Genomic DNA, 19,205 nt, shown 5'->3' with positions numbered 1-19,205 from the left:
TTCGCCTCGGTTCTGGCGCAGGTTCTCGTTTCATCCCGCGTAGTACCTGACAGAATCTGCATCGGGCAGGCCACTGGGTGGATCTTGTGTGACCCAGGCAAACTCGAATGAACTGAGAAGTCCCTCCCTCACGAACACAATGATCTCTCCCTCAAACGTCTGCGCCTCCCACACCTCAGCCGACACCGGCAGCGGCCCATCAGAGATCTCGGCACGCCGAGTCGCATTATTGTCGAACTGCCAGAAGCGGTGCGTCGGATCTTCGCTCTCGACAATTCTCAGTCCACCGAGTTGCGCTGCAAGATCCTTTCCGGCGCCGCCTGGCACCAACTGGACGATCCGATCAAGGATCGCTGCCTCACGAGCGTCGAGCGGCCGTGCAGCCATGTTCCCTCTCTCCCTCGGTGCGAATGTTCGTCATACTCATGCGGGTGGAATGAACGCGGTACTTATCTTGAAAGCGCCTGTCGGATCGAGATAGCCACGCACCGTGACTGGTGTCCCGTTCATGACCACGGTCAGCGGGTTCGACCTACCATACGGTGTCCCCGGCGTAAGGCCTGGCAGCTCTCGAGCCTTCACCGACAACTCCTCGACAAAGTCGGCCGGCGACGAGTACTGCGCAATCAGGTCTTGCAATCCGTGCTCCGGGTTGTCGGTCACGTGCTTGTAATTGTTCGGGTTCCGCGCATAGTCGATCGTGTCCTGCACCGACTTCGGAACCGGCTTGGGCAGATCGTCTGCTTTCCCACTCAGGGTCTTCGGGGATCGCCCTGCGATCTCGTCGATCTTGGTCTTGAGCTCAGACAGCCCGTGCCCCACCTTCTTCCCGGTCTTCGAGAGCTTGGCGGTGTTCTTTATCAGGTCGATAAAGCCCTTGATCTTGCGTGCGGTGGACGCGATTCTCGACGCTGCCACTCCGACACCCGCCGCAGTCGCGATACCGGCAGTCACGAAACTGAGCGCGATGCCGACCGCGGTGGCCGCCACCTGCTCGACGATCATCTGCTCGACGGCGTCCTTGATGTCATTGCGAAGGTCGTCGAGTGTCTTCTTGAACTCGCCGCTCGCCACCCCGAGGTGCCGTACGCCGGCGTCGACCTCGGCGACCGCGGCCGTGAGAGTGGTGAACTCCCCCTCTATCAGGTCGATCTCGGGGCTCCGATCATCCGCGATGACGCGGCTCCCGCTCTCCATCGAGCGAATCGCCGAAGCGACACCGCCTCCGAGATACGCGTTCCACGCGTCGGCAGCACTGACGAGCTTTCCGGTGTCGCCGTTCGGAACCGGTACACCGATCTCACCGACCAGATCGATCACACCCTGTAATCCCGCGCCCGAGTCACCGACAGCACTCGGCGGTGGCAGCGAATCCGCCACGATCGGTGTCACACCGGTGACATGGTGTTCACCCGGCGCCGCGGTGAGGCCGTCCGACTCCGCCCAGTTGTAGGCCGTCTGCTTCACCCTGGAGGAGAACGACACCAGTGCGGCTGACGTGCCGGTGATCCCGGACATCATCGTCCTTGCGCCGGCGTCGTACTCGGTCCCCCACTGCCTGCCTGCGACGTCGGAGCCCGCCATCGACCCGGTTCCCGCGAGTGACAAGGTCAGAACCGCTGCGCCATCGGCAAGATGCCTGGAGGCGTCATCGGCTGCGCGTGCGATCTGGAAGTACCGCTCGTAGACGATGTCCGTTGGCATCAGCTACCGCCGAACATCGAACGGTTGATCTTGTGCGCCTTCTCGTAACCGTCGCCGACGTCGCCGAGCCAATCCGACAGCGCGCCCAGCGCCGCGTCGAGCTCCTTGGAGAAACCGAGCCACTCCTCGGCCAGTTCGCGGAATCTGTCGCCCGACTCACCGCGAAAAGTGACCTCAGACCGCACCGACTCTCCCCGTACCCGCTTCGTCGCCGATTCGAGTTCCGACCGGAATGAGTCGAATCGCCGCTTGCCGTCGCGGATCTGTTCGAGATCGAAGACCAACCGGCCGGCCATCACAACACCAGTCGTTCGAGTTCGTAGGCGGAGCGAGAGTCCTCCGCTTCGAAGGTCCGGGCCGCGTTCGTCAACTTTGGAGGAATCTCGTCGAGCCGAGTGAGCGCACTCTCCACACGCTTGCGCAGTTCGGCGAACTCGGTCTCGAAAGTATCTCCGCGTCGACCGATCCACCCCTCGCGCAACAGGTCCGCGGTCTTGTGCAGGACGTTCCATCCATCCCGCGAGGTTTCCCCCATCGAGGCGAGGACCCTGGCGATCGTCGCGACATCATCGAGGTCGACCGAGACCTCTGAATCCGGTGAACCCATCTGACTCAACGCCCCCACATCATTGGTTCGACAGCATGGCTCTCAATGGCCGGTCACACATTGGACGCGGCACAACACGCGCAGGTTCCACTCTCGAAATGAGACATCGATCACCCGAAGGACACCTGCCCCACCATCACGTCTTCGTCACAGATCATCGACATCCCTCGCGCAACGGCCGGAGAACCGCTGGCATGGCGGGTGACCTGCACAGCAGACGGTGCCGACGTCGGGGAGCTCCATGAGAAGCAGAAGTCTGATCTTCGTGATCGCGATGACGCTCGCGATTGTGTCGTGGTCGGCGGCTCCCGCCCAGGCCAGGCCGACGATCCCGGCCGCCGGATACGGGTTCAGCGACGGCGGCGCGATGATCTTCACCAACGGACGCGCCGACACGACACGCGAACTCGACGCGATCCGGGAGGCAGGGGGCTCGTGGATGCGGCTCGGCGTCGACTGGAGTCGGATCGAGCCGCAGCGGGGCAAACCGAACTGGTCGACCCTCGACTACATCTATGACCAGGCGCAGGCCCGCGGCATCAGGATCCTCGCCAACCTGACGTTCGCCCCGACGTGGGCGAACGGCCGCGCCGGCGTCGTCGGCCGTACCGCGCCGCCACGCGATCCCGCCACATTCGCGACTTTCGCCCGTCAGTACGCACAGCGCTACGGCTCCCAGACCGATGCCTACGAGATCTGGAACGAACCGAACCTGCCGACCTTCTTTGGCGGGCAGTGGTCGAATCGTGCGGCGAGCTACACCAAGATCCTCCGAGCGGCATATCCGGCTCTGAAGTCCGTCGCGCCGACGACACCGGTGATCGCCGCCGGGCTGTCGCGCGGCGACGGTGCCGACGCCCCGCCTGCCTTCGTCACCGCGATGTACGCCGCGGGCGCACACGGGTTCTTCGACGCCCTGGCCATGCATCCCTATATCGCCGGCGGCGACGGCACCCTCGCCGGGGCGAGATCACGAGGCTGGCTCGACGTCGCGTCGGTGCGCTCGCTCATGGTCGCGAGGGGCGACGCGTCGAAGAAGATCTGGTTCACCGAGTTCGGTGCGCCGACCGGGCCGCGGTGGGGTCCCGCCTGGCTGGCGACACTCGGCGGCGCGTTCAACGTGACCCAGGCCGAGCAGGCACGACAGATCGAGCTGGTGATGAGCGCCATCGCCGGCCTCGAGTACGCGGGCCCCGCGTTCGTCTACTCCATCCGCGACACCAACACGCGGAGCACGCAGGGTGAGGCGAACTTCGGGGCGCTGTACACCACCGACTGGAAACGGAAGACGTTCTTCGAACACATGGCGTCGTGATCCCGCCCCGACGCAGCCCTCCCTACCAACCAAGCACTTGCTAGGTTACTCTCGATCGCATGAGTGATGCCGTCATCCCGCCTGCACTCGGACCCGACGACCTCGGCCCGGACACCGCCCCGATCGCCTACGAGGTCGGTGGGCCCGACGACGCCGTCGCCTACGTGACGCTCAACCGCCCCGAGTACCGCAATGCGCAGAACTCGGTGATGACGTATTCGCTCGACGCGGCGTTCCGTAAGGCCGTCGACGACCCCGCCGTCAAGGTCGTCGTCCTCCGCGCCAACGGCAAGCACTTCTCGGCCGGCCACGACATCGGCACCCCCGAGCGCGACTTCGACACCTACTACGACAACGTCGCCTCACTGCACTGGGATCACACCGACAAGTCCGGTGCCGATCAGCGTCTCGCCCGCGAGACCGAGGTGTACATGGGCATGTGCCGCCGCTGGAGAGAGATCCCGAAGCCGGTGATCGCGCAGGTGCACGGGGCCTGCATCGCCGGCGGGCTCATGCTGGCCTGGGTCTGCGACTTCATCGTCGCCTCCGACGACGCGTTCTTCTCGGATCCCGTCGCGCGCATGGGCATCCCGGGAGTCGAGTACTTCGCGCACGCCTATGCGCTCGGCACCCGTCGCGCCAAGGAGATCCTGTTCACCGGCGAACGGTTCACCGCAGCGCAGGCCGCCGAGTGGGGCATGGTCAACCACGTCGTCCCGCGCGACGATCTGTCGGCGAAGGTCGATGCGATCGCGGAGAAGATGGTCGCGATGCCCCTGCAGGGCCTGTTCCTCAGCAAGAAGGCGGTCAACATCTGCGAAGACCAGATGGGACTGCGCAACTCGATGGATTCGGTGTTCGGTTGGCACCACTTCGCCCATGCGGCCAACGCCGAATCCGGTGGTGACTCGCTCGGCGGGATGGATGCCAAGTCGATGAAGGCCTCGTCCGGACAGGGGAGCTGACATGGATCTCTTCTTCGACGACGCAGCCGAGAAGTTTCGCGGCGAGATCCGGTCGTGGCTGGCCGAACACGTTCCCGCGCAACCACTCCCCTCGATGGACACCGCCGAGGGATTCGAGGCTCACCGCGAATGGGAGCGCACGATGGCCGCCGACCGGATGTCGGTGGTGAGTTGGCCGCAGGAGTACGGCGGTCGCGACGTCCCCCTGCTGCACTGGGTGATCTTCGAGGAGGAGTACTACCGTTCGGGCGCGCCCGGGCGCGTCAGTCAGAACGGGATCTTCCTCTTGGCCCCAACCCTGTTCGAGCACGCCCACCCCGATCAGCTGGCCCGGATCATGCCTCGGATGGCGCGCGCCGACGACATCTGGGGTCAGGCGTGGAGTGAGCCCGAGGCCGGGTCCGACCTGGCCTCCCTGCGGTCGACGGCCACCCGCACCGACGGCGGCTGGTTGCTGAACGGACAGAAGACGTGGAGTTCGCGATCGAGCTTCGCGGACTGGGCATTCGGGCTGTTCCGCACCGACAAGGAGGCCCAGCGCCATCGCGGCCTGACCTACTTCATGTTCGATCTGCGCAGCCCGGGCGTCACGGTACGTCCGATCGCCCAACTCGACGGCGAGGCAGGTTTCGCCGAACTGTTCTTGGAGAACGTCTTCGTGCCCGACGACCCGGACAACCGCGGGGACTCCGGCGTGATCGGGGCCGTCGACAACGGCTGGAAGGTGGCGATGAGCACCGCGGCCAACGAACGCGGACTCTCACTGCGGTCACCCGGACGCTTCCTGGCGACCACCGACCGCCTGGTCCGGCTGTGGAAGCAGAACCGCGACGGCGTGTGGCCGACCGCCAACGCCGACGCCCGGGTGGCCGACGCGTGGATCGGTGCACGAGCCTATGAGCTGTCGACGTATCAGACGGTCAGCCGACTGGCGGCCGGCGGACAACTCGGGATGGAATCGTCGATCAACAAGGTCTTCTGGTCACAGTGGGACATCGCCGCGCACGAGACGGCACTGGACCTGCAGTGCACCGACGCCGAGCTCGACGACGCCTGGATGGACGGTTACCTCTTCTCCCTGTCGGGCCCGATCTACGCCGGTACCAACGAGATCCAACGCAACGTCATCGCGGAACGCCTGCTCGGCCTGCCGCGTGGGGACAGGTGAGACGCATGGAGTTCCTGCTTTCCGATGTACACGACGACCTCGCGTCGACGGTGGATGCGCTGCTCACGAAGGCCGACGTGCCCGCCCGCACACGCGCGTGGATCGGCGGCGATCGCGGGCCGGTCGAGGAGGTCTTCACCGCGCTCGCCCAGACCGGCGTCAACGGCCTCCTGATCGACGAGTCGTCGGGCGGCTCGTCGGCCGGCGCCATCGAGATGGTGGTCGCGCTCGAGCAGATCGGGCGTCATGCGCTGCCGGGGCCGGTGGTGGAGAGCATCGCCGTCCTCCCGGTGCTCTTCCGATCGGGCGGGATCACCGGCGAGCGGCTGTCGGCGCTGGCCGAGGGCGCGTTCGCGACGTGCGCGATCCCACCGGTGGCCCCGCTCGCCCCGGTCTCCGACATCGCCTATCTCGTGCAGGACGGTGTGCTCAGCACGGCGACTGCGGCCGCCGCGGTCGCCACCGTCGACCCGACACGGCACGTCGCCGAACTCGATCCCGCCGAGACCATCGCCGAGGGCGTCCCGGTCGACGACGCCCTCGACATCGGCACCCTGGCGACTGCCGCCCAGCTCCTGGGCATGGCCGGGGCCATGCTCACCCTGGCCGCCGACTACGCGCAGGCCCGCCACCAGTTCGGTCGCGCGATCGGATCGTTCCAGGCGGTCAAACATCACCTCGCCGACGTCGCGATCGCGGTGGAGATGGCACGGCCACTCGTCCACGCGGCCGCCCTCGGAATCGACGGACTCGTGCCGGAGGGCACCGACGTCCGCCGTGATGTCGCAGCAGCAAAGGTCGCCGCAGGCGACGCCGCCCACCTCGCATCACGTCGGGCCCTGCAGGTGCTCGGCGCCATCGGTTACACGACCGAACACGACCTGTCGCTCTACCTGACGAAGACGCGTGCACTGCTGACCGCATGGGGCACCCCCGCCGCCCTGCGACAGCGAGTTCTGGAGTCACTGTGACCATTTCCCCCGCCGCCGCGCCATCCGCCATCTCGGCCGAGGAACGCGAGGCGCTGTCCGAGGCCATCCGCGACCTCGTCCGTCGTCGCGCCGACCCCGCGTCCGCCCGCGCAGCGATGCGCGCCACCCCGCGCATCGACCGCCAGCTCTGGCAGACCCTGTGCAGCGAGATCGGCGTCGCCGCGCTGCCGATACCAGAGGAGTTCGGCGGGGCGGGCGCCACGTTCGCCGAGACCGCCGCCGTTCTCGAGGAACTCGGCCGCACGTTGAGTCCGGTACCCGTGTTCGCAACCGCACTCGCCACGGCAGCGCTGCTGCTCGCCGACGACGAGGAGGTCAACCGGCAGCTCCTGCCCGCGATGGCCGCGGGCGAGCGCATCGCGACGCTGTGCTGGGCGGGCGATACCGGGTGGATCACTCCCGGTGTGACCGCCGACGCCGGACTTCTCTCCGGCACAGCGGAATACGTCATCGACGGCGAGAATGCGGATCTCTTCCTGGTGCTTGCGGGCGGCGGCGGGGCGCTCACCCTGCACGCCGTCGACGCCGATGCCGAGGGCGTTACGGTCACGCCGCTGCCCGTCGTCGATCCCAGTAGGCCGCTGGCCCGGGTCGCCTTCGACGAGGCATCCGGCATCGCGATCGCCTCGGACTCGGACCTGTCCACGCGGTTGCGCTCGCTGTGCTGGGCGCTGCTGTCCGCCGAGCAGGTCGGGGGCGCCACCGCGGCTCTCGAACTCACCGTGGACTACACGCGATCACGCAAACAGTTCGGACGGACCATCGGGTCCTTCCAGGCGCTCAAACACCGGATGGCCGACATGTACGCGTCGGTCGAGACCGCCCGGTCGATCTCACGGGCCGCCGTGGCTGCGGCCACCACCGGCTCAGCCGACGCCGGTGACCTCGCCGCCGCCGCGCACGTCTACTGCTCGGAGGCCTTCACCTCGGTGACCGGGGAAGGCATCCAGTTGCACGGCGGCATCGGCATCACCGCCGAGCACGACATCCAGCTGTTCTTCAAGCGGGCCCATGGATCGGCCCAGCTCTTCGGCCAGCCGCACGAGGTGGTCGCCGAACTCTCGGCACACGCATTCGGCTGAGATCACACCCGCACCGCCAACCCGGCATCCGCACGAGCCCTTGACTCGCTCACACCTTTGCATCTACTGTTGCCGCAATCACAAATTGAAACGTTTCAAGCGACCGTTTTCGGCTCTGTGAACGCCGCTACCCCCGAAGGAGCGCTCATGACCGACCGACAGCGCGCGTGCTTCGTCCTCCAGCTCCGTCCCGATCGGGTCGACGACTACCTCGACGCTCATACGACCGTCTGGCCCGAGATGCTCGACGCACTCCGCGACACCGGGTGGCACAACTACTCACTGTTCCTGCGCCCCGAGGACGGCATGGTCATCGGTTACGTGGAGACCGACGATTTCGAACGGACCACCAAGGCCATGGAGGCCACCGACGTCAACGCACGCTGGCAGGCACACATGGCGGAGTTCTTCCTCCCGCCCGCCGGCGGTGCATCCGACCCGGCGTCCTCCGCCGCCGGGGCCAACCCCGACACCATCCGCACCGAGCTCATCGAGTACTTCCACCTCGACTGATGAGATCCCGACCCGAGATCCGCCCCGCCTCGATCGGAGGACCCCATACCCGCCCCCACGGCTTGACCTCACCGATCCACACCCTCTCTACTGAGAACCGACGCAAGGAAGCACCATGAAAGTAGGAGCGCGCTCCACCACCGGCTGGCGGGCGACCATCTCGGTCGCCATGTCGAACTACATCGAGGCCGGATCCATCATCGCCATCGCCACGAGCCTGGCGTTCTGGCAGGACGAGTTCGGCATCAGCAATTTCGCCGTGGGCTTGCTCGCCGCACTGAGCGCCAACGCCTTCGGTGCGGCCGTCGGCGCTGCGGTCGGCGGTCCACTGTGTGACCGCTTCGGCCGCAAGGCGATCTACACCTACGACCTGCTGGTCTACATGGTCGGCGTGCTCATCGCGGCCTTCGCGTTGAACTTCACGATGCTGCTGATCGCGTTCATCATCACCGGACTCGCCGTCGGCGCAGGTGTCCCGGCGTCGTGGACCTACATCGCCGAACAGGCCCCGTCCGTCGAACGGGCAAAGCACGTCGGCACGGCCCAGTTGGCCTGGTCGGTCGGCCCATTGATCGGGTTCGCCCTCGCCGCCGCTCTTGCTCCGTTGGGCCTACTCGGGTCGCGACTCATCTTCCTGCATCTGTTCGTCGTCGCCGCCGTCGTGTGGTGGATTCGCCAAGGCCTGGCGGAATCGAAGATCTGGAAGGACGAGGCGGTCGACGAGACCCGCGCGCTCCGCTCCTCGGTCGGCGTCCGCGGCGTCAAGGGCCTGTTCTCCAAGCGGGTCAACATCATTGCGCTGCTGTTCCTCGGCGGCATCTACCTCTTCTGGAACACCGTGGCCGGACAGGCGGGCATCTTCATGCCTCGCGTCTACGAGACCGCCGGCCTGCACAGCGCCGTCCAGCAGAACCTCCTGCAGGTTCTGGTCTGGGGATGCACCGTCCTCGCCACCTACTTCGGGTTCATGCGCTACGCCGACCGCGTCTCCCAGAAGGCTCTCTACGTCTTCGGCGCCGCACTCGGCATCGTCGCCTGGATCGTGTTGGTCGCCTTCACCGACAGCGGCATCGCCACCATGCTGGTCTTCGCCATCCTGTGGGGCGTCTCCTCGGGCATCGGCGCGCAGGCCTTCTACAGCCTGTGGGCGAGCGAGATGTTCGCGACGCCGTACCGGGCGAGCGCCCAGGGTGTCATGTTCTTCGTCGTCCGCGCCGCGACCGGCCTGCTGAGCTACTTCTTCCCGACGATGCTCGCGGCGACCGGGCTGACCACCGTGGGCATCCTGCTCGTCGGCCTGCTCACCGTCGCCCTCGTCATCGGCGCCATCTGGGCGCCGAAGACCCAGGGCAAGACGCTGCAGGAGATCGAGGTCGAGCGTTACGGTGCACCGCTGTCGCCCGAACTCACTGACGACGCGGGCTCGAGCTCGGGACAGCCGACCACCGGCGACGTCGCGATCGATGAGCCGTCGGCGCGCACCCTCGCGTGACCGCGCACCATCCCGCCTGATTGAAACGATTCACACCTCCCCGCCGCCGGCAGTCACCGACGTCGGCGGCGGGGAACCCACACGAAAGACATCTCATGACCACCATTGACGAGACGATCCTCGACAATCTCGAGATCGAGCTCCCCTCCTGGGCCTTCGGCAACTCCGGTACCCGGTTCAAGGTGTTCGGCACCCCGGGCACCCCACGCACCGTCGAAGAGAAGATCGCCGACGCTGCGAAGGTGCACGAACTCACTGGGCTCGCGCCTGCCGTCGCGTTGCACATCCCGTGGGACACCGTCGACGACTATCGCGCACTCGGCGTCTACGCCGAGGACCTCGGCGTCCGCCTGGGCACGATCAACTCGAACACCTTCCAGGACGACGACTACAAGTTCGGGAGCCTCACCCACACCGACAAGACCGTGCGGCAGAAGGCCATCGACCACCACATCGCCTGCATCGACGTGATGAACGCGACCGGTTCGCGCGACCTGAAGATCTGGCTGGCCGACGGCACCAACTACCCCGGGCAGGGCGACATCCGTGGACGCCAGGATCGTCTCGCCGAGTCACTCGCGACCATCTACCAACACATCGGCGACGAACAGCGACTCGTCTTGGAGTACAAGTTCTTCGAGCCCGCCATGTACATGACCGATGTCCCGGACTGGGGCACGTCGTACGCACAGGTGACCGCTCTCGGCGAGCGTGCGATGGTCTGCCTCGACACCGGACATCACGCGCCGGGCACCAACATCGAGTTCATCGTCGCGCAACTGCTGCGCCTGCAGAAGCTCGGATCGTTCGACTTCAACTCCCGCTTCTACGCCGACGACGACCTCATCGTCGGCGCCGCGGACCCGTTCCAGCTCTTCCGCATCCTCTTCGAGGTGATCCGCGGCGGCGGTCTCGACGACGGCTCGCCCGTGGCCCTCATGCTCGACCAGTGCCACAACGTCGAGGAGAAGATCCCCGGGCAGATCCGTTCGGTGCTCAACGTCCAGGAGATGACCGCGCGTGCGCTCCTCGTCGACACCGATGCGCTGACGACGGCGCAGGAGGCCGGAGACGTGTTGGGCGCCAACGCCATCCTGATGGATGCCTTCTACACCGACGTCCGCCCGATGCTGGCACGGCGTCGTGAAGCCCGCGGGCTGCCCGCCGATCCGATGGCTGCCTACGCGTCCTCCGGCCACGCCGCACGCATCGCCGAGGAGCGCGTCGGTGGCACGCAGTCCTCCTGGGGCGCCTGACTCCATCCACCCCGACACCTTCTGACACATCGAGGAGCACCCTCCCATGACCAACCCGACAGTTGCCGCGCTGATCGCGCGTTCCAACCGGCTCGGCTCCGACCCGAAGAACACCAACTACGCCGGCGGCAACACCTCTGCCAAGGGCACCGACACCGACCCGGTCACCGGTGAGAACGTCGACCTGCTGTGGGTCAAGGGCTCCGGCGGTGACCTGGGCACCCTGACCGAGTCCGGCCTGGCCGTGCTGCGTCTCGACCGCATGCGCGCGCTCGTCGACGTGTACCCGGGCCTCGACCGCGAAGACGAGATGGTCGCCGCGTTCGACTACTGCCTGCACGGCAAGGGAGGCGCTGCACCGTCCATCGACACCGCGATGCACGGGCTCGTCGATGCCGCACACATCGACCATCTCCATCCCGACTCGGGCATCGCGATCGCGACGTCGGCCGACGGTGAGGCGTTGACGCAGAAGATCTTCGGTGACCGGGTCGTGTGGGTGCCGTGGCGTCGTCCCGGCTTCCAGCTCGGCCTCGACATCTCCGCGATCAAGTCGGCCAACCCGCAGGCCATCGGCTGCATCCTCGGCGGACACGGCATCACCGCCTGGGGTGACACCTCCGAGGAGGCGCAGGCCCACTCGCTGGAGATCATCCGAACCGCCGAGCAGTACATCGCCGCCGACGGCCGCCCACAGCCGTTCGGTGCCGAACTCGACGGCTACCGCGCTCTCCCCGCCGACGAACGTCGGGCCAAGGCGGCAGCCCTCGCGCCGTTCATCCGCGGTCTCGCGTCGATGGACCGGCCGCAGGTCGGCCATTTCACCGACGTCGCCCCGGTGCTGGAGTTCCTTGCCGCAGAGGAGCATCCGCGTCTCGCCGAGCTCGGCACCAGCTGTCCCGACCACTTCCTGCGGACCAAGGTCAAGCCGCTGGTACTCGACCTCCCGGCCACCGCGACCGTCGACGAATGCAAGGAACGTCTCGCCGAGCTGCACGAGGCCTACCGCGCCGACTACCGCGGCTACTACGAGCGTCACGCCACCGCCGACAGTCCGGCGATGCGCGGTGCCGATCCCGCCATCGTCCTCGTCCCGGGCGTCGGCATGTTCAGCTTCGGCAAGGACAAGCAGACCGCCCGTGTGGCAGGCGAGTTCTACCTCAATGCCATCAATGTGATGCGCGGCGCCGAGGCCGTCTCGACCTACTCCCCCATCGATGAGTCGGAGAAGTTCCGCATCGAGTACTGGGCTCTGGAGGAGGCGAAGCTCGCCCGCATGCCGAAGCCCAAGCCGCTCGCGACACGCATCGCGCTGGTCACCGGCGCGGCTTCGGGGATCGGCAAGGCGATCGCGCAGCGTCTGGCCGCCGAGGGCGCCTGCGTCGTGATCGCCGACCTCGACGCCGAGAAGGCTCGGGCCGCGGCCGAGGAGATCGGCTCCACCGACGTCGCGATTGGCGTGGCGGCCGACGTCACCGACGAGTCCGCCGTCCAGGCCGCCATCGACGCGACGGTCCTCGCCTTCGGCGGCATCGACCTCGTGGTGAACAACGCCGGTCTGTCCCTGTCGAAGTCGTTGCTCGACACCACGGCCGCCGATTGGGACCTGCAGCACAACGTGATGGCACGCGGTTCGTTCCTGGTGAGCAAGGCCGCGGCACAGGCGCTGATCGACCAGAAGCTGGGCGGCGACATCCTCTACATCTCGTCGAAGAACTCGGTGTTCGCGGGCCCGAACAACATCGCCTACTCGGCCACCAAGGCCGACCAGGCTCATCAGGTGCGGCTGCTCGCGGCCGAGCTCGGTGAGCACGGTGTCAAGGTGAACGGCATCAATCCCGATGGCGTGGTGCGTGGTTCGGGGATCTTCGCCGGCGGCTGGGGCGCCCAGCGCGCCGCGGTCTACGGCGTCGAGGAACAGGATCTGGGCAAGTTCTACGCCCAGCGCACCCTGCTGAAGCGAGAGGTGCTGCCGGAGAACATCGCCAACGCCGCGTTCGCGCTCTGCACCTCCGACTTCTCGCACACCACGGGTCTGCACGTCCCCGTCGATGCGGGTGTCGCGGCCGCGTTCCTCCGATGAGTCGCTCCACCCGGTCCGCCCAGGTCGCGGCAATCGACCTGGGCGCGACCAGCGGACGCGTGATGCTCGCCGACATCTCGCGAGGCCGTCTCGAACTCGAACAGGTGGCGCGGTTCGCCAATGAGCCCGTGCACATCTGGAACGGCAAGCGGACCGCCTTGCACTGGGATCTGCCCGGCCTCTTCCGCGACGCCTGCGCCGGACTCGCCGAGGCCGGTCGTCGCTCCGACGACCTCGTCGGGGTCGGCATCGATTCGTGGGCCGTCGACTACGCACTGATGCGCGAGGGTCGGATGCTCGGTCTGCCGCATCACTACCGTGACGAGCGGACCGCCGACGGCGTCGAGGCAGTCCACGCCGAGCTCGGACCGGTCGATCTGTACCTGCGCAACGGACTGCAGTTCCTGCCGTTCACGACCATCTACCAGCTGGCGGCGGAGAAGGCCGACGGCCTGCTCGATCAGGCCGACGGCGCACTGCTGATCCCCGACCTGATCACCTACTGGCTCACCGGACGTCGCGGGACCGAGCGCACCAATGCGTCGACGACCGGTTTGCTGGGTGTGAACGGGCAGTGGGACGACGCGATGATGGAACGGCTCGACCTGCCGGTCGGGCTGTTTCCCGACATCGTCGAGACCGGGGCCGACCAGGGCCCGCTGCTCACCGACGTCGCCGACCGTCTCGGGCTGGCGGCGCGACCGCACGTCATCGCTGTCGCCTCCCACGACACCGCATCGGCCGTCGCGGCCATCCCGATGGATCCGTCGTCGTCGGCGTACATCTCCTGTGGCACCTGGGGTCTCGTCGGCGTGGAACTGGCATCGCCGAATGTGTCGCGGGCCGGATGGAAGGCCAACTTCACCAATGAGGTCGGCGCCGACGGTCGAATCCGCTACCTGCACAACGTGATGGGACTGTGGTTGCTCAGCGAGACCGTCCGGCAGTATCACCGTGACGGCTATCGTGCGGACCTGTCCGAGCTGCTCGCCCAGGCCGCCGACGTCACCCCCGGATTCGACGTCTTCGACACCGACGACGCGCGCTTCCTGCCGCCCGGCGACATGCCCGGCCGCATCCGCGGCTGGTACACCGAACGCGGCATGCGTCCGCCGATGACGCGACCCGAGATGGTCCGCGCCATCGTCGAGAGCCTCGCGGCGGCGTTCGCCGACACCGTGCGGCAGGCTGCAGATCTGTCCGGCACCGCCGTACGAACCGTCCATCTGGTCGGGGGCGGATCGCAGAACCGACTGCTCTGTCAGTTGACCGCCGATCGGCTGGGACTGCCCGTGCAGGCGGGTCCCGTGGAGGCGACCGCCCTGGGCAACGTGCTGATCACGGCACGAGCCCACGAACTGATCGATGGCGACCTCGAGGCGATGCGGACTATTGTCGCCGATAGGTTCCCGCCGCAACACTATGCACCCCGACACAGCCGCAGCACGAGTCCGCACGCTGCGGTCGGGGCAGGAAAGGCATGACCATGCAGGGCAACAAGCACACCCGGCGCCGCGTCCCCCGGCCCCGCGACCTGGCACCGCTGATGCAGTTCAAGAAGCCGCAGTTCGACGCGAGGAAGCGTCGGCTCGATGCGGCGCTGACGATCGAGGATCTGCGCACGATCGCCAAACGTCGGACGCCCAAGGCCGCATTCGACTACACCGACGGCTCGGCCGAGGCCGAACTGTCCATCGCCCGTGCGCGGCAGGCGTTCTCCGACATCGAGTTCCACCCGGCCATCCTGCGCGATGTGTCCAAGGTCGACACCTCCTGCACCATCCTCGGTGGACGCTCGGAACTGCCGTTCGGCATCGCACCGACCGGATTCACCCGGATGATGCAGACCGAGGGCGAGTACGCCGGAGCCCACGCCGCCGCCCGTGCCGGCATCCCGTTCTCCCTGTCGACCATGGGCACCGCCTCCATCGAGGACGTCAAGGAGGCCAACCCGCACGGCCGCAACTGGTTCCAGCTCTACATGTGGAAAGACCGCGAACGGTCGATGGCACTGGTCGAGCGCGCCGCCAACGCCGGCTACGACACCCTGCTGGTCACCGTCGACGTCCCCGTCGCCGGAGCCCGGCTGCGCGACAAACGCAACGGCATGTCCATCCCACCGGCGCTGACCGCCAAGACCGTGCTCAACGCACTGCCACGACCACAGTGGTGGATCGACTTCCTCACCACCGAGCCGTTGGCGTTCGCATCCCTGGACCGCTGGTCGGGCACCGTCGCCGAACTGCTCGACACCATGTTCGACCCGACCGTCACCTTCGACGATCTCGCGTGGATCAAGAGCCAGTGGCCGGGCAAGCTGGTGGTCAAGGGCATTCAGACCCTCGACGACGCCAAGGCCGTCACCGACCTCGGCGTCGACGGCATCGTGCTGTCCAACCACGGTGGACGACAGCTCGATCGGGCTCCGATCCCGTTCCACCTGCTACCCGAAGTCGCCCGCGAGGTCGGCGACCGGACCGAGGTCATCCTCGACACCGGCATCTCCTCCGGCGCCGACATCGTCGCCTCCATCGCCCTCGGCGCCCGCTTCACCCTCGTCGGGCGTGCCTACCTCTACGGCCTGATGGCCGGCGGCGAAGCCGGAGTCGACCGCATGATCGAGATCCTCACCGAACAGATCACCCGCACCATGCGACTGCTCGGGGTGTCCAGTCTCGACGAACTCGAGCCCGGCCACGTCACTCAACTCCAACGACTCGTGCCACGGCCACGCTGACCCCGCATCTCCTCGACATCAGGATCACCGCTGACGCGTCGACGACCGGACCATCCAGTCGATGACCACCCAGCGGTGATCCTGGTGTCGACCGGCGCCCCGTCACCTCATCACGGCCGACCGACGCTCCGCGATCTGGTCGGCCAGGCCGACGGCCAACGCGACCAGGACCAGCAGCGCCGCGGTCGACAACCCGAGTTGAAATGCCTTGGCCCAGTCGCCGTGCGTGCTCGCCACCTGCGCGAAGAAGACCGCACCGACGAGTGCGATCCCCGCTGCCGACCCGATCCGCTGACCGGTCTGCAACACGCCGCCGGCGATGCCTGCCTTCGAGACCGGGACCTCGTCGAGGCTGAGGGTGAGGTTGGGCGAGATGACCAGCCCCGAGCCGACTCCCGCGATCAGCATCGGGAACGCCGCCGCGTAGCCGACATGCTGACCGGGCACGAGGTGCGCGGCGATGATCGTGCCGACCATCCCGAGGAACACGAGGAGCAGTCCTCCGATGACGAGACGCCGCCCGACCCGGTTGACGATGTCGCCGCCGATCTTGGCCGACACCGCCGATCCGAGCGCGAACGGGGTGACCGCCAGGCCCGCCATCAACGCCGAATACCCCAGGCCCTGCTGCACATACAGCGTGTAGATGAAGAAGACGGTCGTGAATCCCGCGAAGTAGACGAGTGCGATGACGCATCCCAGCGAGTACGACCGCAGCGAGAACAGGGACAGGTCGATCAGCTGCTGATGACCCCGACGCCCCTGATGACGCTCCCAGAACACGAATGCCACCACCAACACCGCGGCGACGACGAGCAACCACCATTTCCCGGCGCCCGGCCATTGCCGTTCCTGCACCAGCGGCAGCATCAGAGCGACGACGCCTGCGCCGAGCAGCAGCACACCCAACGGGTCGAACGACGACGCCCGCAGTGGCTGCTTCGTGTCGGCGGGTCGCGCGGGGATCAGCCGGACCGCGGCGACGAAGGCGACGATCCCGATGGGCACGTTGACGAAGAACACCCAGCGCCAACCGTGCTCGACACCACCGAGCTGGATCAGGATGCCGCCGAGGAGCGGGCCGACCGCCGTGGAGATCCCGATCGTCGCGGCGAACATGCCGAAGGCCCGGCCCCGCTCGGCGCCGCGGAACAGCAGCTGGATCAGACCCGACACCTGCGGGCTGAGGATGCCGCCCGCGACACCTTGCACGAGCCGCGAGATCACCAGCATCCCCGGCCCCTGGGCGAAACCGCACGACGCCGAGGCGACGACGAACAACGTCAGACCGACGAGGAAGGTGGTCTTGCGGCCGCGCGCATCGCCGACCCGGCCGGCCGGCACCAGCACGAGGCCGAAGGTCAGTGCATAGCCGGACACCACCCACGACAGGTCCGCCGACGTGGCGCCGAGCCCCTTCTCGATCGACGGGAGCGCCACGTTGACGATCGAGACGTCCAGCAGCGTCATGAAACCGACGACGAGGCAGACGGCCAACGCCTTCCACCGGCGCGGATCCGGCTGGTACTGATCGGAGAACGGGTCGGTGGACATCGACATCCTTGTAGTGAACCATCCGGCAGCGTGTCGGGCGGCCCGCTCGACAGCACCCGATCTGGTGCAATGAACGCATGGGAGTGAGCATGCGTGACGTCGCCGCCGCGGCGTCGGTGTCCGTCGGCACGGTGTCCAACGTGCTCAACTCCCCCGACAAGGTCGCACCGGCAACGGTGGCGCGTGTCCAGGCGGCGATCGACCGTCTGGGGTTCGTCCGTAACGACGCCGCCCGCCAGCTGCGGGCCGGGCGGTCGCGGTGCGTCGGACTCGTGGTGCTCGACGTCGGCAACCCGTTCTTCACCGACATCGCGCGCGCCGCCGAGCGTCGGGCCGGCGATCACGACCTGACCGTTCTGCTCGGTACGTCCGACGACGACGTGTCCCGCGAGCAGGCCTACATCGATGCCTTCGACGAGCAACGAGTCTTCGGGCTGCTCGTCTCCCCCATCGGTGACGACCTCGACCGCCTCGATGCGCTCCGCCGTCGCGGCACCCCGGTCATCCTCGTCGACCGCGATGCCGGCGGGTCCCCGTTCGACTCCGTCGCCGTCGACGACATCGCCGGCGGGCGCCTCGCCGTGTCCCACCTGTGCGCCACCGGACGTCGCCGCATCGCCTTCGTCGGCGGGCCTGCGGGTCTGCGGCAGGTCGCCGATCGTCGGCGCGGGGCGGCCGACGCCGTCGCCGATGTCGACGGGGCGACGCTCGAGGTCGTCGAGACGGCCTCGCTGAGTGTGCTGGCCGGACGTGAGATCGGTGCCGCGCTGATCCGTCGGGGGCCGCACGACCGGCCCGACGCCGTGTTCTGCGCCAACGATCTTCTGGCCATCGGTGTCCTGCAGGCGTTCACGATGCTCGGCGGCCCGGTGCGGGTACCCGACGACATCGCCCTGATCGGTTACGACGACATCGACTTCGCCCGATCGGCGGTCGTTCCGCTGTCCTCGATTCGCCAGCCCACCGCCCGGATCGGTGCCACCGCCGTGGATCTCCTGATCGCCGCCGCCGATGACGACCCCCGGCGGCACATGCCGTCGAATCCGGTCTTCCAGCCCGAACTCGTCGCTCGCGCATCGACCGGCGGCTAGCTAGCGCACTCGCCGCAGCGCGCCGTCGATCGGACCCGACAACAGAAGCAGGAGCAGCGGCCACACACCCGATGTCGGGAAGATCGCCGCGATCACGAGCGCCACCACGAGCAGCGCGAACGTCACTGCACCCGACGACGACCGCAGGAAACTGTCGGTGGCATCGTCGGACACCACGAGCTCAGGATGTCGTCGACCCCACGCCACCATTGCGAGCAATGCGAGGATCGAGATCGCCAACACCCCGATGTACAGCACGTTCGAATAGGCGATGGCACGTTTGTCCATCAGTGCCGTCACGAACGGCAACACGACGATCGTCAACAGCCACACGAAGTGCAGTTCGAACAGCGTGTGGTCGTAGGCACGGAAGTGTTCCATGGTCCGGTGGTGATGACGCCACAGCACCCAGATCACCACGAAGCTGATCAGGAAACTGACGATCGCCTGCAAGTGGCCGGAGAACACATCGCTCACCGACGTGTCCTCGCGGACCTGCTCCGGGATGTCGGCCAGCGGCAGCACCAGCAGCGTCAACGCGATGGCGACCACCGCATCCGAGAATGCGATCAGTCGCCGGAATCCCTCTTCGGTCTGACGTTCACCCGCCATGGTGGGACAGTACTGCCGCCGGCGGCGGGCCGCT

At 67.2% G+C, this 19,205-nt stretch carries 18 protein-coding genes; 12 read left to right on the top strand and 6 right to left on the bottom strand.

What is annotated here, in order from left to right; genetic code table 11:
• Positions 1–30 precede the first annotated feature (30 nt).
• Genes EEB19_RS10915 through EEB19_RS10900 form a run of 4 tightly spaced genes read right to left on the bottom strand, consistent with a single transcriptional unit; the run spans position 31 to position 2,311 of the window.
• Entirely contained in the window at positions 31–387 is a 357-nt protein-coding gene (locus tag EEB19_RS10915; RefSeq protein WP_187586056.1) for a hypothetical protein, read from the bottom strand.
• 36 nt (positions 388–423) lie between these two features.
• The gene (locus tag EEB19_RS10910; protein WP_187586054.1) at positions 424–1,704 is read right to left on the bottom strand and encodes a colicin D family protein; all 1,281 of its coding nucleotides are present in this window, start codon (positions 1,702–1,704) and stop codon (positions 424–426) included.
• The gene (locus EEB19_RS10905; protein WP_187586052.1) at positions 1,704–2,000 is read right to left on the bottom strand and encodes a WXG100 family type VII secretion target; all 297 of its coding nucleotides are present in this window, start codon (positions 1,998–2,000) and stop codon (positions 1,704–1,706) included. The genes EEB19_RS10910 and EEB19_RS10905 overlap by 1 nt, the downstream gene beginning before the upstream one ends.
• Positions 2,000–2,311: a WXG100 family type VII secretion target gene (locus EEB19_RS10900; protein WP_187586051.1), complete on the bottom strand. Its 312-nt coding sequence runs from the start codon at positions 2,309–2,311 to the stop codon at positions 2,000–2,002. Before EEB19_RS10900 ends, EEB19_RS10905 begins: the two co-directional genes overlap by 1 nt.
• Before the next feature lie 241 nt (positions 2,312–2,552).
• On the opposite strand from EEB19_RS10900, the gene EEB19_RS10895 reads away from it, so the two are divergent.
• From EEB19_RS10895 to EEB19_RS10845, 11 genes are all read left to right on the top strand, one after another.
• On the top strand, positions 2,553–3,626 hold the full coding sequence (locus EEB19_RS10895; protein WP_262365572.1) for a beta-galactosidase: 1,074 nt from the start codon (positions 2,553–2,555) through the stop codon (positions 3,624–3,626).
• A 59-nt stretch (positions 3,627–3,685) separates the two neighbouring features.
• On the top strand, positions 3,686–4,591 hold the full coding sequence (locus tag EEB19_RS10890) for an enoyl-CoA hydratase (RefSeq protein ID WP_187586048.1): 906 nt from the start codon (positions 3,686–3,688) through the stop codon (positions 4,589–4,591).
• Between the two features lies 1 nt (position 4,592).
• Positions 4,593–5,759 (top strand): acyl-CoA dehydrogenase family protein, encoded by a 1,167-nt coding sequence (locus EEB19_RS10885; protein ID WP_187586046.1) that lies wholly within the window; start codon positions 4,593–4,595, stop codon positions 5,757–5,759.
• A 5-nt stretch (positions 5,760–5,764) separates the two neighbouring features.
• The gene (locus tag EEB19_RS10880; protein WP_187586044.1) at positions 5,765–6,730 is read left to right on the top strand and encodes an acyl-CoA dehydrogenase family protein; all 966 of its coding nucleotides are present in this window, start codon (positions 5,765–5,767) and stop codon (positions 6,728–6,730) included.
• Positions 6,727–7,833, top strand: coding sequence for an acyl-CoA dehydrogenase family protein (locus tag EEB19_RS10875; RefSeq protein WP_262365571.1), 1,107 nt, complete (start codon positions 6,727–6,729; stop codon positions 7,831–7,833). Before EEB19_RS10880 ends, EEB19_RS10875 begins: the two co-directional genes overlap by 4 nt.
• Before the next feature lie 147 nt (positions 7,834–7,980).
• Positions 7,981–8,346 carry an L-rhamnose mutarotase gene (locus EEB19_RS10870; RefSeq protein WP_187586040.1) on the top strand — a complete coding sequence of 122 codons (366 nt, stop codon included), beginning with the start codon at positions 7,981–7,983 and terminating at the stop codon, positions 8,344–8,346.
• Between the two features lie 115 nt (positions 8,347–8,461).
• Entirely contained in the window at positions 8,462–9,838 is a 1,377-nt protein-coding gene (locus EEB19_RS10865; RefSeq protein ID WP_187586038.1) for an MFS transporter, read from the top strand.
• Positions 9,839–9,933: 95 nt separating this feature from the next.
• A complete protein-coding gene (gene rhaI / locus EEB19_RS10860) occupies positions 9,934–11,094 on the top strand; it encodes an L-rhamnose isomerase (RefSeq protein WP_187586036.1) in 1,161 nt (386 codons plus the stop codon).
• 46 nt (positions 11,095–11,140) lie between these two features.
• Positions 11,141–13,177 carry a bifunctional aldolase/short-chain dehydrogenase gene (locus tag EEB19_RS10855; protein WP_187586034.1) on the top strand — a complete coding sequence of 679 codons (2,037 nt, stop codon included), beginning with the start codon at positions 11,141–11,143 and terminating at the stop codon, positions 13,175–13,177.
• Positions 13,174–14,661, top strand: a complete 1,488-nt coding sequence (locus EEB19_RS10850) for a rhamnulokinase family protein (protein ID WP_187586032.1) — start codon at positions 13,174–13,176, stop codon at positions 14,659–14,661. The genes EEB19_RS10855 and EEB19_RS10850 overlap by 4 nt, the downstream gene beginning before the upstream one ends.
• A 2-nt stretch (positions 14,662–14,663) precedes the next feature.
• Positions 14,664–15,914 carry an alpha-hydroxy acid oxidase gene (locus EEB19_RS10845; protein WP_187586170.1) on the top strand — a complete coding sequence of 417 codons (1,251 nt, stop codon included), beginning with the start codon at positions 14,664–14,666 and terminating at the stop codon, positions 15,912–15,914.
• A gap of 102 nt (positions 15,915–16,016) precedes the next feature.
• Here the strand turns inward: EEB19_RS10845 and EEB19_RS10840 are convergent, their stop codons facing one another.
• A complete protein-coding gene (locus EEB19_RS10840) occupies positions 16,017–17,468 on the bottom strand; it encodes an MFS transporter (protein ID WP_262365570.1) in 1,452 nt (483 codons plus the stop codon).
• A 77-nt stretch (positions 17,469–17,545) separates the two neighbouring features.
• Here EEB19_RS10840 and EEB19_RS10835 point away from each other — a divergent pair, with 77 nt between their 5' ends.
• Positions 17,546–18,559, top strand: coding sequence for a LacI family DNA-binding transcriptional regulator (locus EEB19_RS10835; RefSeq protein WP_187586028.1), 1,014 nt, complete (start codon positions 17,546–17,548; stop codon positions 18,557–18,559).
• Here the strand turns inward: EEB19_RS10835 and EEB19_RS10830 are convergent, their stop codons facing one another.
• A complete protein-coding gene (locus tag EEB19_RS10830; RefSeq protein ID WP_187586026.1) occupies positions 18,560–19,171 on the bottom strand; it encodes a TMEM175 family protein in 612 nt (203 codons plus the stop codon).
• Between the last annotated feature and the right edge of the window lie 34 nt (positions 19,172–19,205).

It is taken from the genome of Gordonia sp. OPL2 (assembly GCF_003797825.1).
Lineage (GTDB): Bacteria > Actinomycetota > Actinomycetes > Mycobacteriales > Mycobacteriaceae > Gordonia.
This window is presented reverse-complemented; position numbering and strand designations above follow the sequence as displayed.

What these genes read in the sequence shown, in the direction of transcription:
- EEB19_RS10915 (WP_187586056.1), bottom strand. Translation starts at nt 387, where the DNA reads ATGGCTGCACGGCCGCTCGACGCTCGTGAGGCAGCGATCCTTGATCGG.
- EEB19_RS10910 (WP_187586054.1), bottom strand. Translation starts at nt 1,704, where the DNA reads ATGCCAACGGACATCGTCTACGAGCGGTACTTCCAGATCGCACGCGCA.
- EEB19_RS10905 (WP_187586052.1), bottom strand. Translation starts at nt 2,000, where the DNA reads ATGGCCGGCCGGTTGGTCTTCGATCTCGAACAGATCCGCGACGGCAAG.
- EEB19_RS10900 (WP_187586051.1), bottom strand. Translation starts at nt 2,311, where the DNA reads ATGGGTTCACCGGATTCAGAGGTCTCGGTCGACCTCGATGATGTCGCG.
- EEB19_RS10895 (WP_262365572.1), top strand. Translation starts at nt 2,553, where the DNA reads ATGAGAAGCAGAAGTCTGATCTTCGTGATCGCGATGACGCTCGCGATT.
- EEB19_RS10890 (WP_187586048.1), top strand. Translation starts at nt 3,686, where the DNA reads ATGAGTGATGCCGTCATCCCGCCTGCACTCGGACCCGACGACCTCGGC.
- EEB19_RS10885 (WP_187586046.1), top strand. Translation starts at nt 4,593, where the DNA reads ATGGATCTCTTCTTCGACGACGCAGCCGAGAAGTTTCGCGGCGAGATC.
- EEB19_RS10880 (WP_187586044.1), top strand. Translation starts at nt 5,765, where the DNA reads ATGGAGTTCCTGCTTTCCGATGTACACGACGACCTCGCGTCGACGGTG.
- EEB19_RS10870 (WP_187586040.1), top strand. Translation starts at nt 7,981, where the DNA reads ATGACCGACCGACAGCGCGCGTGCTTCGTCCTCCAGCTCCGTCCCGAT.
- EEB19_RS10865 (WP_187586038.1), top strand. Translation starts at nt 8,462, where the DNA reads ATGAAAGTAGGAGCGCGCTCCACCACCGGCTGGCGGGCGACCATCTCG.
- rhaI (WP_187586036.1), top strand. Translation starts at nt 9,934, where the DNA reads ATGACCACCATTGACGAGACGATCCTCGACAATCTCGAGATCGAGCTC.
- EEB19_RS10855 (WP_187586034.1), top strand. Translation starts at nt 11,141, where the DNA reads ATGACCAACCCGACAGTTGCCGCGCTGATCGCGCGTTCCAACCGGCTC.
- EEB19_RS10850 (WP_187586032.1), top strand. Translation starts at nt 13,174, where the DNA reads ATGAGTCGCTCCACCCGGTCCGCCCAGGTCGCGGCAATCGACCTGGGC.
- EEB19_RS10845 (WP_187586170.1), top strand. Translation starts at nt 14,664, where the DNA reads ATGCAGGGCAACAAGCACACCCGGCGCCGCGTCCCCCGGCCCCGCGAC.
- EEB19_RS10840 (WP_262365570.1), bottom strand. Translation starts at nt 17,468, where the DNA reads ATGTCCACCGACCCGTTCTCCGATCAGTACCAGCCGGATCCGCGCCGG.
- EEB19_RS10835 (WP_187586028.1), top strand. Translation starts at nt 17,546, where the DNA reads ATGGGAGTGAGCATGCGTGACGTCGCCGCCGCGGCGTCGGTGTCCGTC.
- EEB19_RS10830 (WP_187586026.1), bottom strand. Translation starts at nt 19,171, where the DNA reads ATGGCGGGTGAACGTCAGACCGAAGAGGGATTCCGGCGACTGATCGCA.